18 protein-coding genes are annotated in these 22,883 nt (G+C 46.0%); 7 read left to right on the top strand and 11 right to left on the bottom strand.

Annotated elements, in window-relative coordinates; all coding sequences use genetic code 11:
- Nucleotides 1–7 precede the first annotated feature (7 nt).
- The 4 genes from hisH to hisIE are packed head-to-tail and all read left to right on the top strand — an operon-like array spanning nucleotide 8 to nucleotide 2,727.
- Nucleotides 8–613 (top strand): imidazole glycerol phosphate synthase subunit HisH, encoded by a 606-nt coding sequence (gene hisH / locus PSI22_RS02880; protein ID WP_273578541.1) that lies wholly within the window; start codon nucleotides 8–10, stop codon nucleotides 611–613.
- Nucleotides 614–617: 4 nt separating this feature from the next.
- A complete protein-coding gene (hisA, locus tag PSI22_RS02875) occupies nucleotides 618–1,355 on the top strand; it encodes a 1-(5-phosphoribosyl)-5-[(5-phosphoribosylamino)methylideneamino]imidazole-4-carboxamide isomerase (protein WP_273578480.1) in 738 nt (245 codons plus the stop codon).
- Nucleotides 1,337–2,113 (top strand): imidazole glycerol phosphate synthase subunit HisF, encoded by a 777-nt coding sequence (gene hisF / locus PSI22_RS02870; protein WP_273578479.1) that lies wholly within the window; start codon nucleotides 1,337–1,339, stop codon nucleotides 2,111–2,113. Before hisA ends, hisF begins: the two co-directional genes overlap by 19 nt.
- Entirely contained in the window at nucleotides 2,107–2,727 is a 621-nt protein-coding gene (gene hisIE, locus PSI22_RS02865; RefSeq protein WP_273578478.1) for a bifunctional phosphoribosyl-AMP cyclohydrolase/phosphoribosyl-ATP diphosphatase HisIE, read from the top strand. Before hisF ends, hisIE begins: the two co-directional genes overlap by 7 nt.
- Before the next feature lie 81 nt (nucleotides 2,728–2,808).
- Here the strand turns inward: hisIE and agaF are convergent, their stop codons facing one another.
- The 7 genes from agaF to agaR all read right to left on the bottom strand — a co-directional run bounded on the left by agaF (nucleotide 2,809) and on the right by agaR (nucleotide 8,727).
- Complete coding sequence (gene agaF, locus PSI22_RS02860) at nucleotides 2,809–3,246, bottom strand: PTS galactosamine/N-acetylgalactosamine transporter subunit IIA (protein ID WP_273578477.1); 438 nt, start codon at nucleotides 3,244–3,246, stop codon at nucleotides 2,809–2,811.
- A 12-nt stretch (nucleotides 3,247–3,258) separates the two neighbouring features.
- Entirely contained in the window at nucleotides 3,259–4,152 is an 894-nt protein-coding gene (locus PSI22_RS02855; RefSeq protein WP_273578476.1) for a PTS system mannose/fructose/sorbose family transporter subunit IID, read from the bottom strand.
- Entirely contained in the window at nucleotides 4,142–4,930 is a 789-nt protein-coding gene (gene agaW / locus PSI22_RS02850; RefSeq protein WP_273578475.1) for a PTS N-acetylgalactosamine transporter subunit IIC, read from the bottom strand. The genes PSI22_RS02855 and agaW overlap by 11 nt, the downstream gene beginning before the upstream one ends.
- An 11-nt stretch (nucleotides 4,931–4,941) precedes the next feature.
- On the bottom strand, nucleotides 4,942–5,424 hold the full coding sequence (gene agaV / locus PSI22_RS02845; RefSeq protein ID WP_273578474.1) for a PTS N-acetylgalactosamine transporter subunit IIB: 483 nt from the start codon (nucleotides 5,422–5,424) through the stop codon (nucleotides 4,942–4,944).
- A 14-nt stretch (nucleotides 5,425–5,438) separates the two neighbouring features.
- Entirely contained in the window at nucleotides 5,439–6,593 is a 1,155-nt protein-coding gene (locus PSI22_RS02840; protein ID WP_273578473.1) for an SIS domain-containing protein, read from the bottom strand.
- A complete protein-coding gene (locus tag PSI22_RS02835; protein ID WP_273578472.1) occupies nucleotides 6,590–7,888 on the bottom strand; it encodes a D-tagatose-bisphosphate aldolase, class II, non-catalytic subunit in 1,299 nt (432 codons plus the stop codon). Before PSI22_RS02835 ends, PSI22_RS02840 begins: the two co-directional genes overlap by 4 nt.
- Before the next feature lie 65 nt (nucleotides 7,889–7,953).
- A complete protein-coding gene (agaR, locus tag PSI22_RS02830) occupies nucleotides 7,954–8,727 on the bottom strand; it encodes a transcriptional repressor AgaR (RefSeq protein WP_273578471.1) in 774 nt (257 codons plus the stop codon).
- 433 nt (nucleotides 8,728–9,160) lie between these two features.
- Between agaR and PSI22_RS02825 the strand changes: the two genes are divergently transcribed.
- Nucleotides 9,161–9,307, top strand: coding sequence for a hypothetical protein (locus tag PSI22_RS02825; RefSeq protein ID WP_273578470.1), 147 nt, complete (start codon nucleotides 9,161–9,163; stop codon nucleotides 9,305–9,307).
- A gap of 44 nt (nucleotides 9,308–9,351) precedes the next feature.
- On the opposite strand, the gene yiaY is transcribed toward PSI22_RS02825, so the two are convergent.
- Nucleotides 9,352–10,503 (bottom strand): L-threonine dehydrogenase, encoded by a 1,152-nt coding sequence (gene yiaY / locus PSI22_RS02820; RefSeq protein ID WP_273578469.1) that lies wholly within the window; start codon nucleotides 10,501–10,503, stop codon nucleotides 9,352–9,354.
- Nucleotides 10,504–10,998: 495 nt separating this feature from the next.
- The gene (gnd, locus tag PSI22_RS02815; protein ID WP_273578468.1) at nucleotides 10,999–12,405 is read right to left on the bottom strand and encodes an NADP-dependent phosphogluconate dehydrogenase; all 1,407 of its coding nucleotides are present in this window, start codon (nucleotides 12,403–12,405) and stop codon (nucleotides 10,999–11,001) included.
- 294 nt (nucleotides 12,406–12,699) lie between these two features.
- Between gnd and PSI22_RS02810 the strand changes: the two genes are divergently transcribed.
- Together PSI22_RS02810 and PSI22_RS02805 are read left to right on the top strand one after the other, a co-directional pair.
- Nucleotides 12,700–14,280: a TerC family protein gene (locus PSI22_RS02810; protein WP_273578467.1), complete on the top strand. Its 1,581-nt coding sequence runs from the start codon at nucleotides 12,700–12,702 to the stop codon at nucleotides 14,278–14,280.
- A gap of 473 nt (nucleotides 14,281–14,753) precedes the next feature.
- On the top strand, nucleotides 14,754–20,165 hold the full coding sequence (locus tag PSI22_RS02805) for a phage tail protein (protein WP_273578466.1): 5,412 nt from the start codon (nucleotides 14,754–14,756) through the stop codon (nucleotides 20,163–20,165).
- 200 nt (nucleotides 20,166–20,365) lie between these two features.
- Here the strand turns inward: PSI22_RS02805 and asmA are convergent, their stop codons facing one another.
- On the bottom strand, nucleotides 20,366–22,225 hold the full coding sequence (gene asmA, locus PSI22_RS02800; protein WP_273578465.1) for an outer membrane assembly protein AsmA: 1,860 nt from the start codon (nucleotides 22,223–22,225) through the stop codon (nucleotides 20,366–20,368).
- A 49-nt stretch (nucleotides 22,226–22,274) separates the two neighbouring features.
- Nucleotides 22,275–22,856, bottom strand: a complete 582-nt coding sequence (gene dcd / locus PSI22_RS02795; RefSeq protein WP_273578464.1) for a dCTP deaminase — start codon at nucleotides 22,854–22,856, stop codon at nucleotides 22,275–22,277.
- Between the last annotated feature and the right edge of the window lie 27 nt (nucleotides 22,857–22,883).

Here is a 22,883-nt window from a genome sequence, read left to right as displayed (position 1 = left end):
TATTATGATGAAAGTTGTTATTTTGGATACAGGCTGTGCCAATCTTGCTTCTGTTACTTATGCCATCCGTCGATTGGGTTATGATCCCGTCGTCAGTCTGGATGCGGATATTGTGCGATCAGCCGATAAACTGTTTCTGCCGGGAGTAGGTACAGCAATGGCCGCAATGGATCAACTCCAGCAACGGAAACTGATCCCACTGATTAGTTCACTCACTCAACCCGTACTGGGTATTTGCCTCGGTATGCAGCTTCTGGCGACAATTAGTGAAGAAAGCAATAGTGAAAAAGACGATAACGTCTCCTTGCTGGCATTAATTGATACCCCCGTCAAAAAAATGGCAACCGCTGGCCTGCCATTACCCCACATGGGCTGGAATCAAGTAAAAGCACAGACCGGGCATCCCCTGTTTTGCCATATTGAAGACAATGCCCGTTTTTATTTTGTCCATAGTTACGCGCTGCCTGTTGGTGAATACACCATTGCCCAGACGGAGTATGGCAATTCCTTCAGCAGTGCCATTGCAAAAGACAATTTCTTTGGTGTGCAGTTTCACCCTGAACGCTCTGGCACAGCAGGCGCACAACTGCTGAAAAACTTTTTGGAGATGTAAGCGTATGATTATCGCCGCATTAGATTTAATTGATGGCAACGTGGTGCGTTTGCATCAGGGGGATTACGACCAGCAGCGGACTTATGGCAATTCACCTTTGTCCCACCTACAACAATATGAAAAAGAAGGCGCCAAGTTGCTGCATCTCGTGGATCTCAGCGGAGCGAAAGATCCTACCAAGCGCCAGATGATCTTGCTGCGTGAATTGCTGGCTGACGTTTCTGTTCCAGTGCAAGTGGGTGGTGGCATCCGTTCGGAAAACGATATCAAATCACTCCTTGAGGCCGGAGCTAGTCGGGTTGTAATTGGCTCAACCGCAATCACACAGCCGGAATTAGTCAAGCAATGGTTTCAGCGTTATGGTGCAGAGTCAATTGTACTGGCACTCGATATCCGCATCAGTACAGACGGAGCTAAACAAATCGCCATCAGTGGCTGGCAGGAAAACAGCAATGCCACTCTTGAACAGGTTATTGAGCAATATCTCCCCGTTGGGCTGAAACATGTTTTATGTACCGATATTTCCCGTGACGGCACACTAAATGGCTCTAATATCGCACTCTATCAGGAAATCAGTCAGCACTACCCACAGATTCAATTTCAGGCATCGGGCGGGATCGGCAACCTCGCTGATATTTCTCTCCTACCAACGACTGGCGTTGCGGGCGTTATCGTCGGACGGGCATTACTTGAAGGAAAATTCACACTAACGGAGGCTATCCAATGTTGGCAAAACGCATAATTCCTTGCCTTGATGTTCGTGATGGGCAAGTGGTCAAGGGAGTGCAATTCCGAAATCACGAAATCATCGGTGATATCGTTCCACTTGCACAGCGCTATGCCCAAGAGGGAGCTGATGAGCTCGTTTTTTACGACATCACCGCTTCTTCAGATGGCCGCGTGGTAGATAAAAGCTGGGTGGCGAAAGTCGCTGAAGTGATTGATATTCCATTCTGCGTCGCAGGCGGCATCAAAACTACCGAAGAAGCTGGCCAAATTTTATCATTCGGTGCCGATAAAATTTCAATTAACTCCCCTGCTCTGGCTGATCCTTCGTTAATCAGTCGTCTGGCCGATCGCTATGGCGTTCAATGTGTAGTAATCGGTATCGATACGTGGTTTGATGAAAATAGCAACAGCTATCGTGTCTATCAATTTACCGGTGATGAAAAACGCACAACTGCAACGCAATGGCAAACACTGGATTGGGTCAATGAAGTACAACAACGTGGCGCGGGTGAAATCGTCCTGAACATGATGAATCAGGATGGTGTCCGCAATGGCTATGATCTTACCCAACTGAAATTGGTTCGGGATATCTGCTCCGTACCTTTGGTGGCTTCCGGCGGTGCTGGTACGCCAGAACATTTTTTGGATGCATTTAAACTGGCTAACGTTGACGGTGCCTTGGCTGCCTCCGTCTTTCACAAACAGATCATCAATATTGGTGAACTCAAGCAATATCTTGCTACACAGGGTGTCGAGGTTAGAACATGTTAACAGCACAGCAAATCGAAAAACTGGATTGGAAAAAAGTGGATGATCTCATGCCCGTCATCGTCCAGCACGCTGTATCCGGTACGATGTTAATGATGGGTTACATGAATCAAGAGGCACTTAATGTCACACAGGAATCCGGTAAAATCACCTTTTTTTCCCGCACCAAACAGCGGTTATGGACAAAAGGCGAAAGTTCCGGCCACTTCCTGAATCTGGTTGATATCTACCCCGATTGTGACAACGATACCCTGCTCGCTCTCGTCAATCCGATTGGCCCAACCTGCCATACAGGAACCGAGAGCTGTTTTGCACCAGCGCAAACTGAATGGGGCTTCCTCTACCAACTCGAACAACTACTGGCAAGCCGGAAAAATGCCCCACCAGCTAGCTCTTATACTGCCCGTCTGTATGCCAGCGGCACAAAGCGGATTGCCCAAAAGGTCGGTGAGGAAGGCATAGAAACCGCACTGGCAGCCACAGTTAATGATCGAGAAGAACTGACCAGCGAAGCTGCTGATTTGATTTACCACCTGCTGGTTTTATTACAAGATCAAGATTTGGATCTTAGTTGTATTATCCGCCAATTGCAGAAAAGGCATACAGCCAAAGAATAAGTTGAACGCTGGGACGGCATAACCTCCCCGTTGTGCTTTTTTCAGCATTTTTCCGCTAGAGATTAGATGCATATAAATTCCTTAGATACCACCAATATCAAGCGGGGGTTGCGAGGGTTGCTTCTGCTGTTCATGCCACAGGCTGGTTAATCCCCGATGGCCGCATTCCAGCGCGATATCAAGAAACTGAACAGCATTTATGCCATCACGATCCAACATCATTTCGACTGCCAGTTGCATGTTAGTCCCCGTGATCACCTGCCATTGTGGGTACGTTAACGTTAATTGGGCGGCTTGGCGGAAAGGTGAACCGCCCAATAGATCGGTCAGAAAAACCAGACCCTCTCCCAGATCACAGTCTTTGCTAGCAGCTTCCAGTATTTGGTGCAATTCTTCTGTCGTCATTCCTTCAGGAAAATCAACAGCCATGCACTGAACTTGTTTGCCGATAATCTGTTCCACCGCTTGCAGCAGGCCGCTGGCAAATTTTCCGTGCCCTGTTATTACAATGCCTAACATGATGTCCTCTCCTTACAAAAATCCAACCCATTTACCGACAACGCCGAATACGACGGTAATACCGATTAGTTTCACGGGTGAGAAACCGCGTTTCATCAGCCAGTAAACCAGCAGCGTAAAGCAGAGAGGTAACAAGTTGGGCATCAACTTATCAAGTACGTCGGTTTGCAGTGCGACTTTTGCTTCACCGGCTTTCATGACCAAAGGTGTTGAGAGATGGACATAGGAAGCGACAAGCGCACCGATAACCGTCATCCCAACAATCGAAGCCGCATGGGAAATATTCTTTGTGTGCGTTTTGAGCAGGGTGATAGCTGTGATGCCTGCCAGGTAGCCGTAATGTGCCAGACCAAAACGGAGAGTAAAATGGACGAGGTTAAACATCAACAGAAACACAATCGGCCCGAAAATACTCCCTTGCAACGCCAGTGATGCTCCAATACCGGCACAGATAGGCAGTAAGGTCAGCCAGAACAGCGCATCGCCAATCCCACCCAGCGGCCCCATCAGGGCGACTTTGACCGCGCGGATGGTGGAGATTTTCTCCTTGCTGCGCTCCATTGCCAGCACCAGACCGGACAGGAAGGTCACATCGAACGGGTGAACGTTGATAAACTCCATGTGCATTTTCATGGAATTTGCCAGATCGCCGGGATTTTTATGGAGCTTGCGCAGCGCCGGGATTAGCGTATAAAGCCAGCCACCTGCCTGCATACGTTCATAGTTGAAAGAAGCCTGAAGCAACAGGGAACGCAGCGCCATGACATTAATATCGCGTGTTGTCAGATCCCCGCCCTGTGTCGTATCGACATAATCATCACTGTCAGCCGGGTTGGTGGCCAGTGCCTGTGCCATTGGCTTTTCGGTTTTTCCGGCCATTGTCTGATTAGATTCACTAAATGCCATCGTTCATCTCCTGTGTGTTTGACTGGGATGGTGGGCCTTGTGTATTGCCCTCATCGTTACGGGTACGGTTAAAGAAATCGATTAACGCAATAGCAAATGCGCCCAGGGCAACCGCGATAATCGGCATTTTAAGGAAAGTGACAGAAATAAAACCAAGGATGAAATAGGCAACATAGGTCTTTTTCATCATGATTTTCATCAACAGGGAGAAACCGATCGCAGGCATCATACCGCCCGCAACGGCAAGGCCATCAAGCAGCCATTGGGGGGCTTTCTTTACCATGAGACTGGCCGCATCCGCACCAAAATAGACAGGCAGAAAAGTCACTATAAAGTAGAAACAGAATAGGATGAGGATGCCGAAATAGTTGACCCATTCAACACCTCTCCAGTTAAGCTGTTTGACCATCTGATCGCACTTGTGCATCATCGGCGAGTAAATGGTAAACAGGAGTGTTATACAACCCTGTACAGCGATAGCGAAAGGAACGGCGATCCCAATCGCCACTTTGGGATCAGCCTGGGTGAGAATGGCAAAAGTCGTACCAATGATCCCACCGATAACGACATTGGGCGGTTGGGCACCCGCCAGTGGCACCATGCCCATCCAGATAAGCTCTAATGTGCCGCCCACCAGTAAACCTGTTTGAACATCGCCTAAGATCAGCCCCACCAAGGGGCCTACCACAACGGGGCGGTGGATATGTGTCAATCCATTGAACAGATCAACGCCGGCAATTCCGGCCAGCAGTGCGATCAAAAATGCATCAACAAGCATACTCATCTCCGTCAGTTCAGAAGATTAGCGATATTTTCACCTGCTTCATCCGGTACTCGGCAGACTTCACAGGAGATACCAAGTTTTTCCAGCGCACGGAATGCCTTGATATCGTTCTCATCAACGGAAACCGTTTTATGTACCTGTCTTTTTCCTTCTGAAAAATGCATATTGCCAACGTTCACAACGCGTATTGGTACACCGCCTTTCACTAAGGTCAGCACATCTTGCGGGGTTTTGCAGACAATAAATATTTTCTGTCGTTCGGCAGCCTGATGGATCACATCAATCGTTTTTTGCAGGGTGAAATAGCGTGTCTGAACACCATCAGAGACAACCATATCCATCAGTGACTGCTGAACAGGGTTATTTGCTGCTTCATCATTTGCCACAATAACGAGATTAGCGCCCAGAGAGTTGGCCCAAGTAATACCAACCTGCCCGTGGATCAACCGATTATCAATTCGAACCATTAAGATGTTTGGGGTAGACATTCTCGCTCCTGTTATTATTCACATTCAATGTAGGGGTAAATCTGAACGCCTTTCACGACGCGATTAACTTCGCCTGTCGGGCACGGGTTATCAGGAGGCAGGTTAAGTGACAGCGAGGTTTCAAAGCTCAGAATTTGGAAAAACAGTAAATAAGGAAAAAGAAGCCAAATATCAGGCAAGTTTGTATGGAGTTCTACCGAGCCAAGATGGGGCAGACTACTCAGGGCAATAATCTGTTTTGCCCGCCCATCGTGTTTGAGTTCATTGAGCAAATCGACATCATAGCGGCGGCAATAAACATCAGCAGAGAGCATAACAATCACTAAGGTATCATTGTCGATGATAAATTTCGGTCCATGACGCACCCCTAAGTTGGAATCATGACGTGTCACTACCCGGCCTGCCGTTAATTCCAGCATCTTCAATGCCCCCTCTTCAGCGATACCGGTAAAACAGGTTGATCCCAGCGCTATCATGCGCTTGAAGCCCTGTTTGATTGTTTGTCGGATCAATGATTGCCAGTCAGGTGCCTGTGTCTCACAGAGTGTCGCCATTATTTCCAGCGGCTGCTCTGCCGCATCAAAATTCCTATCGCCAAGCAGTAACAGAGTGGCCAGCGTCATGCAGCTAAAACTGGAGGTCATGGCAAAACTGCGGTCATGAGCCCCTTCTGGCATGATCAACGAACAAACGTGAGTTTTATTTTCTGCATAACGCGCCAGTGCCCCTTCTGGGTTACAGGTGAGTATCAAGTGATGGCAGTGTGTTAATTGCGAATCGGCCAGTTCGATGGCAGCGACACTCTCAGGACTGTTACCTGAACGGGCGTAGGAGACCAATAAAGTTGGCACATGCTTATCCAAGTATTTCCAGGGAGTCGGTACGATATCCGTTGAAGCCAATGCGCGCACATTTAGTCCGCCATGTTCGTGCAGCCAGGGTGCTACCGCTTTGCCAATAAACGCTGAAGATCCCGCGCCGCAAAGAATAATCTGCAAGTCCGGTTTTTCAAGCAGTTGTCGGAGAAACGGTTGCCAATAGGATTGGCGTAGCTTCAATTCTTGGTATAGCGTACGCCATAATCTGGGCTGATGCTGGATCTCTTCTGCCGTATAGCGCGCCTGATGCTCTTCCAGCCACGGGAACGAATAAGGGAAAAACGGGGTCATAACGCAGATCCTTCTGTCTTTGTTTCACAGGCAGCAGCATAGTGAATTAATACCGAACGGACTTTATCCATGACCCATTCTCTGGGGGTGTCAGAAGAAAGATGGCCTGCTTTGATGGCTTCAGCCTGTTCGGGCAAATACTGGTTTATCATGGAGAGTGGAACCGGCCGATGGTGCAGATTCGACAGTAATTTTTCAACACAGGTTTCTACTTCAGGATCTGCCCAGTAGTAGCGGATACGGTCACTCAGACTGTACTGGCGATCGATATATTGCTGATGTGCGCTGCCTTTGTAATAAGGGCTCCAGTACTGTGGCCGCTCATGCATCACCTGCTCAAGCGTTTCACTCAAATGGGCGGCTTCCAGCTCGCCATTCCATTCACGATCCAACCTATCGAGGGCAAACAATCCTTCTCGCAAGGCAAAAGTTAATGCAGGCCCCACTTTCAGGATGGCAAAATGATCACGGATCAGATTTTGATAGGTTTGCGGTGCCTGATAATCCATTGAGTGGGCTTCATAAACCATATAAGGTTGTGTTTCGATATACTGACTGAGCGCTTTGGCTTTTTCTGGCTGATAATGCTCAATCCGGTGATGATCGAACTCGACTCCCGGCTGTACGACCAATGCGATCACCCGTGACCAGACAGATTTCAACCGGGCATTTTCCCATTCTGCCTGATGGACCTTCAGCGTAGTTTCCGCCGCAACAGGGGAGGTGATCGGTACCTCTACCAGATCTTCTTTGGCACCCCCCGGTACGGGGACTTCAGTACCAATCACGTAGACAGGCGCTTCGCCGCCATTTTCCTGCCAGCTACGTTCAGCGACCGCACACAGTCGGGCTGCCCGTTTAGCTATTATTTCGTCAGTCAGCGGCGTGGGATCATCCGCACAAGACATGGAACAATCGAGATGGATTTTACGAAAACCGGCAGCCACGTAATCGTAGATAAGGGTTTCAGCAAGAACCATGGCTTCTTCAGCAGGGTGATCTTGCCAGACATTCGGTCCCAGATGATCACCCCCCAGCCATATTTTTTCTTTTGGAAAGCCCACAGAATCTGCGATTTTCCATACCTTTTTACGGAAATCGACAGGCTGCATCCCTGTATAGCCACCAAACTGATTGACTTGATTGGATGTAGCTTCAATCAATACGGCGGTTCCTCTCTCTTTGGCAAACCGGATGGCACTTTCCAATACCCAGGGGTGTGCCGAACAGACAGAGTAAACACCAACTGCCTCGCCGGATTTATGGCGATGGATAAGTTGTAATAGCGATTGCATAATGTCTCCAAGCTATTTGATACACCTTAAAAACATTGCGTCTTCAAGTTGCGGTAGGATAGGTGTTATTCATCGACAATAATGACATCGACACCAAACTCAGTCAGTGTCTTGCGATAAGATTCAGGAATACGGCTATCCGTAATAAGACGATGGATTTGCCGGGCTTCGCGGATCAGGCAAAAACTTTTACGGCCAAATTTACTGCCATCGGTGACAGCAATAATCTGATGTGCAACATCACACATCACGCGGTTGAGATGGGCTTCACCCTGATGAGGCGTCGTGATCCCGGCTTCCAGATCAAAACCATCAACGCCGAGAAACAGCGTATCAAACCGATAATGATAGAGTTGCTGCTCAGCGGCTTGACCGTACAATGAATAAGAGTTCTTGCGCACGTTGCCACCTAAAACCATCACGTCAACGTTATCGAAAGCAGCCAATTCGTAAGCAATGTTAAGTGCGTTAGTCATGACCACCAGATCTCGACGATCACGCAGTAAAGGCACTATTTCGGCAGTGGTAGAACCTGAATCAATAATGAGATAATCACCATCTTTCACAAATTCAGCCGCTTTTGCAGCAATATGCGTTTTAATATCCCTGTCCATCCGACCTTTCACCTGTAAAGGACGGTCAAAAGCGAACCGGTGATTCACCATCGCACCGCCATAGGAGCGCAGAACACAGCCTTTTTTTTCCAGGTAGCTAAGATCGTTGCGGATCGTCACAGGCGATACGCCAAAATGTTGGCTCAAAGCTTTAACCTTGACACTGCCTTCCTCGCACAACTGGTCAATAATCGCTTCACGCCGTTTTACTGTATCGGTACTCATCGTTTTCGATTCCTGCCACGACATGGAGTGTGTGGATAGTGATAAATGGAAAATTATTAGTATTGACAATAGGAGGACATTACAACAAAGGGGATTAATCGAAACTGTGATCCTGATTAAAGTTTATTTAATAATCAAAATATGACTAAAATACTTTTGTTTTGCTATCAAACGAAAGATTTTACCTTTCGTTTATTTTTTATCGAATGCTGACAAACCCGATGCTCAGGCATCTAGAAAATGAGCGAGTAGAATAAAAACGAAAGCAACTTTATTCAGGGAGAGCAGAGAGGCTATCAAACTGTTTGGTGAGAGAGATCACAAAATAGTAAAGATCGTTATGAAATTAATCGGTAAGGAAAATAAAAGAGAACTCTGTTGAGGGAGAGGTTAGTTATTTCAGGTATCCGGATTTTTGGGTTGAAACAGGATTTTGACTCTCAATGCTTCAAATGAGTACCGTCGGCCAACACGGTTGCCGTCAAGTGGTGACTATGCTGCGGTTTATAGCGGTACTCTACTGGTTGCCAGCTCTGCACAAATAGAAAAAGCGGATCTCGCTCTGTGTTTTAAAAAGTGACTTCTTTCTTGAATCTTGCCATTTTTATGACAAGATTCATCGAGTTACATTGCCGATTTGAAAATAGCCACAATCTCTTCGTGTGATGCCTGAATCGGGTTGGTAAAACCACAAGCATCTTTTAACGCATTGATTGCCAACGTTGGCAAGTCTTCAACTTTGACACTTAACTCGGACAACCCCGCCGGAATATTGACATCTTTTGCCAATTTGCCGATTTCTTGGATACAGATTTCTGCACCCTGCTGATCGTTCAAGTTGGCAATATCAGCCCCCATTGCCGCAGCAATCTCTTTCAGGCGAAATGCAGATACTTTTGCATTGAATTTCTGTACATGTGGCAGCAATACTGCATTGCAAACACCATGCGGTAAATCATAAAAACCACCTAACTGATGCGCCATGGCATGAACGTAACCCAAAGAGGCATTATTGAATGCCATACCTGCCAAAAACTGTGCATAAGCCATATTCTCACGCGCTTCCATATCATTGCCATTTGCAACGGCACGGCGCAAATAGTCGCTAATCATCGTCACTGCCTTCAACGCACAGGCATCAGTGATAGGATTGGCTGCCGTAGAAACGTAGGCTTCAATGGCATGAGTCAGCGCATCCATGCCGGTTGCAGCAGTGAGTCCTTTCGGCATACCGGCCATCAATGCCGAATCATTGACTGACAAAATAGGCGTCACATTTTTATCCACAATGGCCATTTTGATATGACGATCGACATCTGTAATGATACAGAAACGCGTCATTTCAGAGGCGGTACCCGCCGTAGTGTTAATGGCAATCAGTGGTAACTGAGGTTTAGCAGAACGATCAACACCTTCGTAGTCCCGGATATCTCCACCGTTAGCCGCCACCAGCGCGATCCCTTTTGCACAGTCATGCGGTGAACCACCTCCCAGAGAAATAACGCAATCACAATCATGCTGGCGCAGGATGGCTAGCCCTTCTTCAACATTAATAGTGGTCGGATTTGGATTCGTCCCATCATAAATCGCACTTTTTATCCCTACTTCAGCCAGTAAACTCTGAACTTCTCCAACAACACCAATCTCGTTTAACACGCGGTCAGTGACAATCAAAGCCTGCCTGTAGCCATAATTTTTCATTAATTCAACGGCTTCAGTCATGCATCCCATGCCGATTTTATTCACTGGCGGGATAAAGAAAGTTGATACTGCCATTTGGAACTCCTTAGATTTTACTTAAGCATTTCAAATCTCAATGCAAAAGAAGTGAGTTACAATGTGACACTTATCTACCTCAGCAATTTTGATCGATATCAACAATCGCCTTTGTAAAATTTAAAAATAGGTATAGCGATGCCTGAACTAACGACATTCATCAAAATTGAATAGCAAATAATATCGTCATTAATAAAATTAATAGTGTGCTATAATGTTAACAAGTTAATATGTCAATTATTATATGAATAACATTCCTAACTTGATAATAGTTGTATTTTTCATTATCAGCTTCGTGCTAATTGTTAACCTCGATTCAGAGGTAGCACACTTTATTGAAAAATTTGCTGAAAGGCTGATACGAAAAAGTTGATATGGCGCAGGAAGAAAATTTAGGGATTTTGTCAAAAGTACGCTTTGAATAATCGAATAATTTATCGCATGTTTTATTAAGGGTGCTGAACTTCCAGCACCCTATTTACTAACAGTCGATTTTTAATCTAACCATTCAGTATGGAACACACCTTCTTTATCAGTCCGCTTATAGGTATGCGCACCGAAATAATCACGTTGAGCCTGAATCAGGTTGGCAGGCAAAACCGCTGAACGATAGCTGTCGTAATAAGAAATGGCCGCAGAGAATGTTGGCGTTGGAATACCATTCTGGACACCATAAGAAACGACATCACGCAGGGCTTGCTGATACTCATCCGCGACTTGCTTGAAGTAAGGCGCTAACAGCAGGTTAGCGATAGCGGAGTTCTCATTGTACGCATCCGTGATTTTTTGCAGGAACTGCGCACGAATGATACAACCTGCACGGAAGATCTTGGCAATTTCGCCATAATTCAGATCCCAGTTGTATTCATCCGAAGATACTTTCAACTGCTGGAAGCCTTGAGCGTAAGAAACGATTTTACCCAAATACAGGGCACGGCGAACTTTCTCAATAAATTCTGCCTTGTCACCATTGAATGGCTGGGCTTCAGGGCCTGACAGAACTTTAGAGGCTGCAACACGCTGATCTTTCAGAGAGGAAATATAACGAGCAAATACGGATTCGGTAATTAGTGTTACTGGAACACCCAGATCCAGAGAACTCTGGCTGGTCCATTTACCCGTACCTTTATTGGCAGCTTCATCCAGAATGACATCAACCAGATATTGACCTTCTTCATCTTTCTTACGGAAGATATCAGCGGTAATTTCGATCAAATAGCTGCTCAGTTCACCTTGGTTCCAGTCACTGAACACATCCGCCAGTTCCTGATTACTCAGATTCAAGGAGTGTTTCAGCAAAGAATATGCTTCTGCAATCAGTTGCATGTCGCCATATTCAATACCATTGTGAACCATCTTCACATAATGACCTGCTCCGTCTGCACCGATATAAGTGACACAAGGCTCACCATCTACTTTGGCAGCGATCTCTTTCAGAATAGGCGCAACCAGCTCATAAGCTTCTTTCTGACCGCCAGGCATGATTGAAGGGCCTTTCAATGCGCCTTCTTCCCCACCGGAAACACCTGTACCAATAAAATTAAAACCCTGAGCAGACAGCTCACGGTTGCGGCGAATAGTATCCTGAAAATAGGTATTGCCACCATCGATCAGAATGTCACCTTTATCCAAATGCGGCGTCAGTGATGCAATGGTTTTATCCGTAGCTTCACCTGCCTTGACCATCAACAGAATACGACGTGGCTTTTCCAGTGAGCTAACAAACTCTTCAATGGAATAACTTGGAACTAATTTTTTCCCTGGATTTTCAGCAATAACTTCATCAGTTTTATCGCTGGAGCGGTTGAAAATGGATACAGAGTAACCACGGCTTTCAATATTCAACGCCAGATTGCGCCCCATAACCGCCATACCGACAACACCGATCTGTTGTTTGGACATGAATAACTCCCGTCTGATCATGACTGCTGCCCACCAAAATGCCTGACTCAACACTATGTCAATCAAATAATGTCATATACAACAAAATTACAGTGGGCAATTTGTTAATGAGATTACATGTTAACTCAGGAATAGGCTTCAGGGGTAGTTATTGATGCAACCGATATCGTCATACTGTTTTTTTGCTGAAAAAATTTCCAGCTGGGATAAATCACCTATTGATATTTCTGATACCAATCCGCATTATTCAAGTAATCGGCACAAGCCGTCACATTAAAAGGTAAAATAAACTGTATGGAATGGATCGCTGATCCTACGATATGGGCCGGTTTGGCCACACTTATCGTTTTAGAAATTGTTCTCGGAATTGACAACTTAATATTTATTGCCATTCTGGCAGACAAACTTCCTGAAAAGCAGAGAGACAAAGCTCGCCTGACAGGTCTGACCTGTGCTCTGGTCATGAGATTGCTCCTGTTATTCAGCCTTTCTTGGCTTATTTCCCTGACAACTCCATTACTAACTTTATGGAATCATCCTTTCAGCGCCCGCGATTTAATTATGCTGATAGGGGGAATATTCTTGCTGTTCAAGGCCACAATGGAGCTAAATGAGCGGTTGGAAGGTAAAATGCTACATAACAACCAACAGCGCAAAGGTGCAAACTTTTGGGCAGTTGTTGTGCAGATTATCGTCTTAGATGCCGTCTTCTCGCTGGATTCTGTCATTACTGCCGTGGGTATGGTCAATCACATTGGCACCATGATGGCTGCTGTCATCATTGCCATGATCCTGATGATATGGGCCAGCAAGCCACTGACGAAATTTGTTAATGCTCATCCGACCATTGTTATCCTGTGTCTCAGCTTTCTGCTGATGATCGGTTTCAGTTTGGTGGCTGAAGGCTTTGGCTATGTCATTCCGAAAGGCTATCTCTATGCCGCCATCGGCTTCTCGATCATGATCGAAGCGCTGAACCAGTTTGCCCAGTTCAATCGCCGTCGGTTCCTGAGTGCTTCCCGCTCCTTGCGCGAAAGAACCGCAGAGGCTGTACTTCACATTTTAAATGGCAAACGTGAAAACGCCGATCTGGACAATCACGCTTCCAATCTGATCGCAGACCATGAAGACCATAAAGCCGTCTTTGAACCGCAGGAACGTCATATGATCGCCCGTGTTCTCAGCATGGCGCAACGCACAGTCAGCAGTATCATGACCTCACGCCACGATGTGGTTTATCTCGATATCCATGCACCAACTGGAAAATTGACAACACTACTGGAAAAGCAACCGCATACACGAATTGTGGTAACGGATGAACAAGCCAGTGACGAGCCACTCGGTGTAGTGCATGTTATTGACATCCTCAATCAGCAACTGACTCATAAGTCATTTGACTTGCGGAAGTTGGTGCAACAGCCTCTGATCTTCCCTGAATCACTCTCCCTGCTTCAGGCGCTGGAGCAGTTCCGTCAGGCACAGACCCACTTCGCCTTTGTTGTTGATGAATTCGGTTCCGTTGAAGGTGTGGTCACAGTGACTGACGTGATGGAAACCATTACAGGCAACCTGCCTGCGGGGGGTGGAGAGATCGACGCCCGCCATGATATTCAGGTAACAGAAGAAGGATACTGGATCGCCAATGGATTTATGCCACTGGATGATCTTGTGCTCTATGTTCCATTGCCATTGGATGAAAAGCGCGAATACCAGACGCTGGCTGGCTTGTTGATGGAAGACCTGCAACGTGTTCCACAGCAAGGTGAGCAGTTACAGATCGGCGATTATCTGTTTGAACCGCTCGAAGTGACCAGCCACCGCATCAATAAAGTGAAAATCACGTCACTGAAAACGGAAGAAGAGATAGAAGCATAATCCTCTGCGTTAATTCCATCACCAACTGACAAAAACCGACATAATGTCGGTTTTTTCAGCTCTGACAAATTTTATTGTATCGTTTTAACCTTTATTTTTAGATAATTTGTCTGAACGGTTTTACAGGTGTAATTGAATGTCTCATTTGACATTGCCTGCAAGATGCCTCTACGAACACACATTCACCAAGTTAATGAGTTGATAACGCAGGCTGATTAAACCAGCGCCATAACTCAAACGGATATCACAAGGGGATGTGTGTCGTGGTAGGTAGTTTTGACACTGACCATTCTCCACGACAGGAAATTCACGCACAAGGTGTGCTATCCAGTGTTAATGAGCAGGTTTGATGATTTACTCATGGGCGGAGAAGTCACCACCGCCTTCATATTGCCCCAGGATCTTTTCAGCAAAATTTCCTGTGGCTGGGTTAGCAATACGTCTATTTATTGTTGATAAAATGAGGGTTTCATATGAGTACGAAATATTTTGCATTACTAACACATGCAGGCACTAGTAAACTGGAAAATGCTACGACATCGGGGACGAAACTTGAGATTACCCACATGGCCGTTGGTGATGGCGGTGGCAGCTTACCCGTCCCAAACGTCAATCAATCCAAACTGATTAATGAAAAACATCGCGCTGAAATTGATGTACTGACCATTGATCCCAAAAAACCCAACCATATTATCGCCGAGCAGGTACTTCCTGAGGGCCAAGGTGGCTGGTGGATCCGTGAAATCGGCCTGTTTGACAAAGATGGAACGCTGGTTGCCGTCGGGAACTGTGCAGATCTCTACAAACCTCAATTGCAGGAACAGACCGTTAGCATGGCGCTACCCGTCAGCAACTCAGATTGGCCGGGCTGGGTAAACGAGCTATTTTCTGGTCTGGCAACACGCAATTATGTGAGAGAGAAAATTAAAGATCATGCCGAAAGCCGCAATCACCCAGATGCAACATTGAAAGAGAAGGGTCTTGTCACTTTGAGTAACGCAGTAGATAGTGACAATGAAACTCATGCTGCAACATCAAAAGCGGTGAGAACAACCTATGCTCTGGCGACTAAAGCCTATGACTTGGCTAATGTAACCAAGCCTACCGACAAGTGGGTGCCTTTGACCCGTAAAGTTAATGGCAAAGAGCTATCATCGGATATCAATATTAATGCAGCTGATGTCGGTACCTATAACAAGGCTGAGATTGATACTCAAGTCAATAAAGCAGTAGAAACCGCTGGCAGCAAAGTCCCCTTGACCCGTAAAGTCAATGGCAAAGAGCTGTCATCGGATATCAATATTAATGCAGTTGATGTCGGTACCTATAATAAAGCTGAGATTGATACTCAAGTCAGCAAAGTGGTAGAAACGGCTGACAGCAAAGTTCCCTTGACCCGCAAAGTCAATGGCAAAGAGCTGAAAGAGGATATCGTACTCAGTGCGGCTGATCTCGAGACCTATAAGAAGGATGAGATTGACCAGAAAGTCGGCAAAGTTGAAGCTCTGGCTGAAACTGCCAATAAGAGTGCAACCTCCGCAATTCAAAGCGCTGACAGTAAAGTTCCATTAACCCGCAAGGTCAATGGCAAAGAGCTGTTAATAGACATTGAACTGACCGCGCTTGATGTAAATGCCTATAACAGACCGGAAACCGACGAGCTTATCGGCATAGTTAAGAAACTGGCTGATACTGCTAATCAGAATGCGACTGCGGCCCTCCAAAGTGCTGACAGCAAAGTGCCATTAATCCGTAAAGTCAATAACAAAGCACTGTTAACTGATATTGATCTGAACGCAGCGGATGTTGGTACCTATAACAAGTCGGAAATTGATGCTCATATCAACAAAGTTGAGCAATTGGCTGATACCGCCAATAAGAATGCGACTTCCGCTATTCAAAACGCTGACAGCAAAGTGCCATTAACCCGCAAGGTCAATGGCAAAGAACTGTTAACTGATATTGATCTGAACGCAGCGGATGTCGGTACCTATAACAAGTCGGAAATCAATGAGCATATTAGCAAAGTTGAGAAGCTGGCTGATACTGCTAACCAGAACGCCACCACCGCGATCCAAAGTGCCGACAGCAAAGTGCCGTTGACCCGTAAAGTCAATGACAAAGAGCTGTCAGCCGATATTCAACTGAGCGCGGCGGATGTCGGTGCCTATACCAAAGTAGAAACTGACACTCATATCAATAACGTCAAAACTCAGGTCGATAATGTCAATAAGCTGGCGGAAACCGCCAACCAGAACGCCACGACCGCGATCCAAAGTGCCGACAGCAAAGTGCCATTAACCCGTAAAGTCAATGACAAAGAGCTGTCAGCCGATATTAAACTGAGCGCGGCGGATATCGGTGCTTATAGCCAGAAAGAAACTGACGACCGTATTAGTGACGTTAAAACTCAGGTCGATAATGTCAATAAGCTGGCAGAAACTGCCAACCAGAACGCCACCACTGCGATTCAGAATGCCGACAGCAAAGTGCCATTGATCCGTAAAGTCAATGACAAAGAGCTGTCAGCCGATATTAAACTGGACGCGGCGGATGTCGGTGCCTATAACAAAGTAGAAACTGACACGCATATCAATATCGTCAAAACTCAGGTTGATAATGTCAATAAACTGGCTGAAACCGCCAACCAGAACGCCACCACCGCGATTCAGAATGCCGACAGCAAAGTGCCGTCAACCCGTAAAGTCAATGGCAAAGAACTGTCAGCCGATATTCAACTGAGCGCAGCGGATGTCGGTGCTTATACCAAAGTAGAAACTGACGATCATATCAATATCGTCAAAACTCAGGTTGATAATGTCAATAAACTGGCTGAAACCGCCAACCAGAACGCCACCACCGCGATCCAAAGTGCCGACAGCAAAGTGCCGTTAACCCGTAAAGTCAATGACAAAGAACTGTCAGCCGATATTAAACTGAATGCAGCGGATGTCGGTGCCTATACCAGAGGGGACACTGACGCTCATATCAAAGACGTCAAGGTTCTGGCTGAAACTGCCAACCAGAACGCCACCACCGCGATCCAAAGTGCCGACAGTAAAGTACCATTAACCCGCAAAGTTAATGACAAAGAGCTGTCAGCCGATATTAAACTGAGCGCGGCGGATATCGGTGCCTATAGCCAGAAAGAAACTGACGATCATATCAATAACGTCAAAACTCAGGTTGATAATGTCAATAAACTGGCGGAAACTGCCAACCTGAACGCTACCACCGCGATCCAAAGTGCCGACAGCAAAGTGCCGTTAACCCGTAAAGTCAATGACAAAGAGCTGTCAGCCGATATTAAACTGGGCGCGGCGGATATCGGTGCCTATACCACAGTAGAAACTGACGACCGTATCAATATCGTCAAAACTCAGGTTGATAATGTCAATAAGCTGGCGGAAACTGCCAACCAGAACGCCACCACTGCGATTCAAAATGCCGACAGCAAAGTGCCGTCAACCCGTAAAGTCAATGGCAAAGAACTGTCAGCCGATATTCAACTGAGCGCAGCGGATGTCGGTGCTTATAGCCAGAAAGAAACTGACGACCGTATTAGTGATGTCAAAACTCAGGTTGATAATGTCAATAAACTGGCTGAAACCGCTAACCTGAACGCCACGACCGCGATTCAGAATGCCGACAGCAAAGTGCCATTAACCCGTAAAGTCAATGACAAAGAACTGTCAGCCGATATTAAACTGAATGCAGCGGATGTCGGTGCCTATACCAGAGAGGACACTGACGCTCATATCAATAACGTCAAGGTTCTGGCTGAAACCGCCAACCAGAACGCCACCACCGCGATCCAAAGTGCCGACAGTAAAGTACCATTAACCCGCAAAGTTAATGACAAAGAGCTGTCAGCCGATATTAAACTGAGCGCGGCGGATATCGGTGCCTATAGCCAGAAAGAAACTGACGATCATATCAATAACGTCAAAACTCAGGTTGGTAATGTCAATAAGCTGGCGGAAGCCGCCAACCAGAACGCTACCACCGCGATTCAGAATGCCGACAACAAAGTGCCGTTAACCCGTAAAGTCAATGACAAAGAACTGTCAGTCGATATTAAACTGGATGCAGCAGATGTCGGTGCCTATAACAAAGTAGAAACTGACACACATATCAATATCGTCAAAACTCAGGTTGATAATGTCAATAAACTGGCTGAAACCGCCAACCAGAATGCCACGACCGCGATTCAGAATGCCGACAGTAAAGTGCCGTTAACCCGTAAAGTCAATGGCAAAGAACTGTCAGCCGATATTCAACTGAGCGCGGCGGATGTCGGTGCCTATAGCCAGAAAGAAACTGACGATCATATCAATATCGTCAAAACTCAGGTTGATAATGTCAATAAGCTGGCGGAAACCGCCAACCAGAACGCCACCACCGCGATTCAAAGTGCCGACAGCAAAGTGCCATTAACCCGTAAAGTCAATGACAAAGAACTGTCAGTAGACATTAAACTGGGCGCAGAGGATGTCGGTGCCTATACCAAAGTAGAAACTGACACGCATATCAATAACGTCAAAACTCTGGCTGAAACTGCCAACCAGAATGCCACTAGCGCGATTAAAAGTGCTGACAGCAAAGTGCCGTTAACCCGTAAAGTCAATGGCAAAGAACTGTTAACTGACATTGAGTTGAGCGCGGCTGATATCGGTACCTATAACAGAACCGAAATCGATGATCGTATCAACAAAGTTGACAAACTGGCTGATACCGCCAATCAAAATGCCACTTCTGCCATTCAAAGTGCCGGCAGCAAAGTGCCACTCATTCGCAAAGTTAATGGCAAGGAACTGTCAACAGACATTCAACTGATTGCGGATGATGTTGGTGCCTATAACAAGAAGGAAACCGATGATCGTATCAGCATAGTTGATAAACTCGCTGATACTGCCAATAAGAATGCTATTTCTGCCATTCAAAATGTTGACAGCAAAGTACCATTAACTCGCAAAGTGAACGGCAAAGAACTGTCAACAGATATTGAACTGACCGCGACTGATATCGATGTCTATAACAAAGCAGATATCCACATTCTTTTCGAGGACGTTAAAGAACTGGCAAATAATGCAAATAACAACGCGGATAACAAAGTACCATTAACTCGTACAGTAAATGGTAAAGCGTTGTTAACAGACATTAAACTGCAAGCATCTGACCTCAATGTCTATAGCAAAGGAGAGGTTGATAGTCGTATCGAAGATGTTAAGGATCTGGCAAATAGCGCAAATAATAATGCGGATAGCCGAGTGCCGTTAACTCGTACAGTGAATGGCAAGGCGCTGTTATCGGACATTAAACTTATAGCATCTGATGTGGGCGCTTATACTAAAGCGGAAACCGATCTCCGTATCAGCAAAGTTGAAGACTTGGCTAAGAGCGCCAATAATAACGCCAGCGGCCGACTGGAGAAAGGCCAAAACGGGGCGGATATCCCAGACAAGAAAGCGTTTGTAAAAAATCTTGGCCTGTCCGATCTCATTGGGTTAGGTATAGAATCCCGTCGAGTCGGAACAGATGTCACCATAATCAAGCTTGGTGATATCATCAAGATCAACGGGCTTGCAGTAGCTAGTGAACCGATTGGTGAAGTTAATTCATTCGTTATCGGTGGGGTTACATACTATACCCACTACTACAAAATACAGCTACCCATCAGCTTGCCAAACGGCATAATTTCATGTCATGCAAGTATTGTCGGGAATAATTTTGATAATCAACAACCGGGTTACCTTGCTGATGTAAAAACACAGCGGAATAATCCAAATGGCGTGGGAGTGTCGAAAGATACATTGACAATATCTGTCACAACGCCGCAGGTTGGCTGGGTTCCTCACTTCGATTATCAGGTTATAGGGTATTAACATACACTGGAAGTTTAGTCCTAACCCGTTATTTTGTAGTGAAGTCGTACCACTATAAAATTGGCATAAATCAGGTGATCGCCTCGGCGATCACCTGATTTATGCGGTAGTTTAGACCCAATCTGCCAGCCAAGCACATTTTCCTTTGCATCTCCCTACAAATAAATCAGCACCATAATCTCATTAGGTATGTTGAAAACTCATTTATTCAACAAATTCTCAAATTCCTTACGATCTTTAGCACGACTATTCTGTTCAATCCAATTTCTGATGGATTGTTTGGCTTTTTCCTGTAATTCATCACTCAGCAATGCTTCAACATTGAGCTTATATTGCAGGTTATCCCAATTACCATAAACCCTCAGGGGCACTTTTAATTTCTGTAGCTTACGCACAAATTCGTTTTGTTTTCCCCAGCCGCCTGTCAATTGCACCCACAACGACATATCGGTACTTTGTTTCAGCAAATTCGCCTTGCCCTGCCCTGTGATATTTAACATGCCCGATATCGCAGAAAGGTTATCAACCTTAAGCTCACCTTGATTCAGTTGCGCTCTGACAGACATATTTTTTGCTTCGGTAAAATCATCAGTATTCTCTGGCTGATTAACTTGGTCAGTCGCCCTCGAAAAAGACTGCTGAATAAGCTGAGGAATGTTCAATCCCTCCAGACGCGCATTTTCCAGGCCAATATTCAGATCACCCTGCCAGTAATGGGTAATAGCATATTCGTCATAGCCTTCCCCCAGAAGATCACCATCCAGCTCAAGTTGCCCACTGAATACCGGTGGCAGAGCCAGAGCCGTCAACAGTGGTTTCAGCTCTATATTTTGCAAGAGCGGTTTAGTATGTAATTTAGCTGGGTTAACCGTGGCATCAATCGTCGTGGGGAGCGCAAAATGCCCACCAAATACATCACCGCTTAATTTCAAGATTTCTGCCATTCCATCATTATTGACGGCTTTCAAGGCAAAATTATCAATATCCATGCCCTGATAAATAAATTTATCCGCTACAAACGAAAGATTGGCCTCAAATGCCTTCAGTAAACTCAGATCATAATTTGATAACGGTGAAACAGACGTCGCAATCACCGGTTTCAATAAACTGTTTTCAATTCGATAATCATGCCTTGCTTGCAAATCATTTTGCGGTAATGCATCCCACCCCAGAAGATTATCTAAATTCAGTTTTGGCGAACTCAGGTTGATGGTGTATTGCGGCTTATTTTGCAAATTAACAGCAATATTGCCGTTAAGTTCGCTTTCATTTACCGTCAACGCCAGTTTTTGCAGCGAAATGGATGAAGGAGATAATTGGTACGCCAAGCTAACGCTGCCTGTTCCTTTGATACCCTCAGACGGTAACCCGACTCCCTTCAGTTGATATTTGAGCGAACTGACATCAGCCGCCAAGCGCTGCGGATAATCAGAGATATCAACGGAAGTATTGAATTCAAATGCCAACTCCTGCTGGTTTTTATTGATCTTGCTGCTGAATTCAAGATTGACGTGATTCTGATCCCTACGCTCCATCAGGAAATTGATATCACGGATATTTAATTGGGAATCAGTATCGGTTTGCCAGACCAGTAAGCTATCCGCTACCTTGATTCTGGCAATATCCAGTTTCCAACCTTGACCCCCTGCCACCGGATATTGGATATCACTTTTCGGCGCAATCGGGGCTTCAGCCTGTTTCTGCGGCTGGCTGTCCGGCATAAATCGCAAAACTGCACCTTTCAGCATCACTTCTTTGACTACAAACTGGTGGGATAACAGCGGCAGCAATTCGACATCCAGACGCATGTTCTCTGCCACCACCGCAGGTATTTCGGCATCAGGTGCCGTCAGTGATATCTGGCCAGTCAAAATGCTCAGTTTTGGCCAGATATGCCAGCGCAAATCATCCTGTAACACGAGATGATAACCACTCTTCTTTTGTACCTGTTCGACTATGTAGCCACGAAAATCATTCGGATTAATCAGCACAACTAACGCAGCTAAACCAGCAACAATGACTACTAACAAAATAACGAGTGTCGTCAACAATCTTTTCATGACTTCCTCAGTCTCATGTCTACAAGATGAATACCTTCACCAGAAAAAATTAGTCCTCACTAATTCGGCTGCCTACAGCTCCCTGCTGATTTTTGTACTTGGCATCCTGACGTCGGTTGTAAGGGCGGTCAGCTGAACCCGAAAGGGGTTCAAAACTCAGTGCACCAATCACCATACCTGGGCGCAGCGCCAAAGGTAATTTACCTGAGTTATAAAACTCCAAAACAATTTGACCATGCCAGCCTGGATCAATCCGGTGGGCAGTGACATGTACCATCAGACCGAGGCGTGCTAGAGACGAACGCCCATCCAGCCAGCCAACCAGATTATCGGGCAATGTGACAGACTCCAGCGTTACCGCCAGTGCAAGTTCGCCGGGATGGAGGAAGAAAACTTCTCCCTCCGGCAAAATGATTTCATCGCTCATGACACGGTCAAGTGCTGCATTGACCTCAGCTTTGGGGCCACTCAAATCAATGTAGGCAGCAGTATGACCACGAAAAACGCGAAACTGATTCCCAAGGCGCACATCAGCAGTTGCCCCATTTATACGTTCGATAGGGGGACGAGGGGTAATTACCAGTTTACCTTCCTCAAGCCATTTAATAATGTCACGGTCACAGAGTCGCATTATTTCCTCTCAAATACGATGATGCTT

Source organism: Xenorhabdus aichiensis, from assembly GCF_028598775.1.
Classification (GTDB): domain Bacteria; phylum Pseudomonadota; class Gammaproteobacteria; order Enterobacterales; family Enterobacteriaceae; genus Xenorhabdus; species Xenorhabdus bovienii.
The sequence above is the reverse complement of the archived record's forward strand: the minus strand, read 5'-3'. Positions and strand labels throughout refer to the sequence as shown.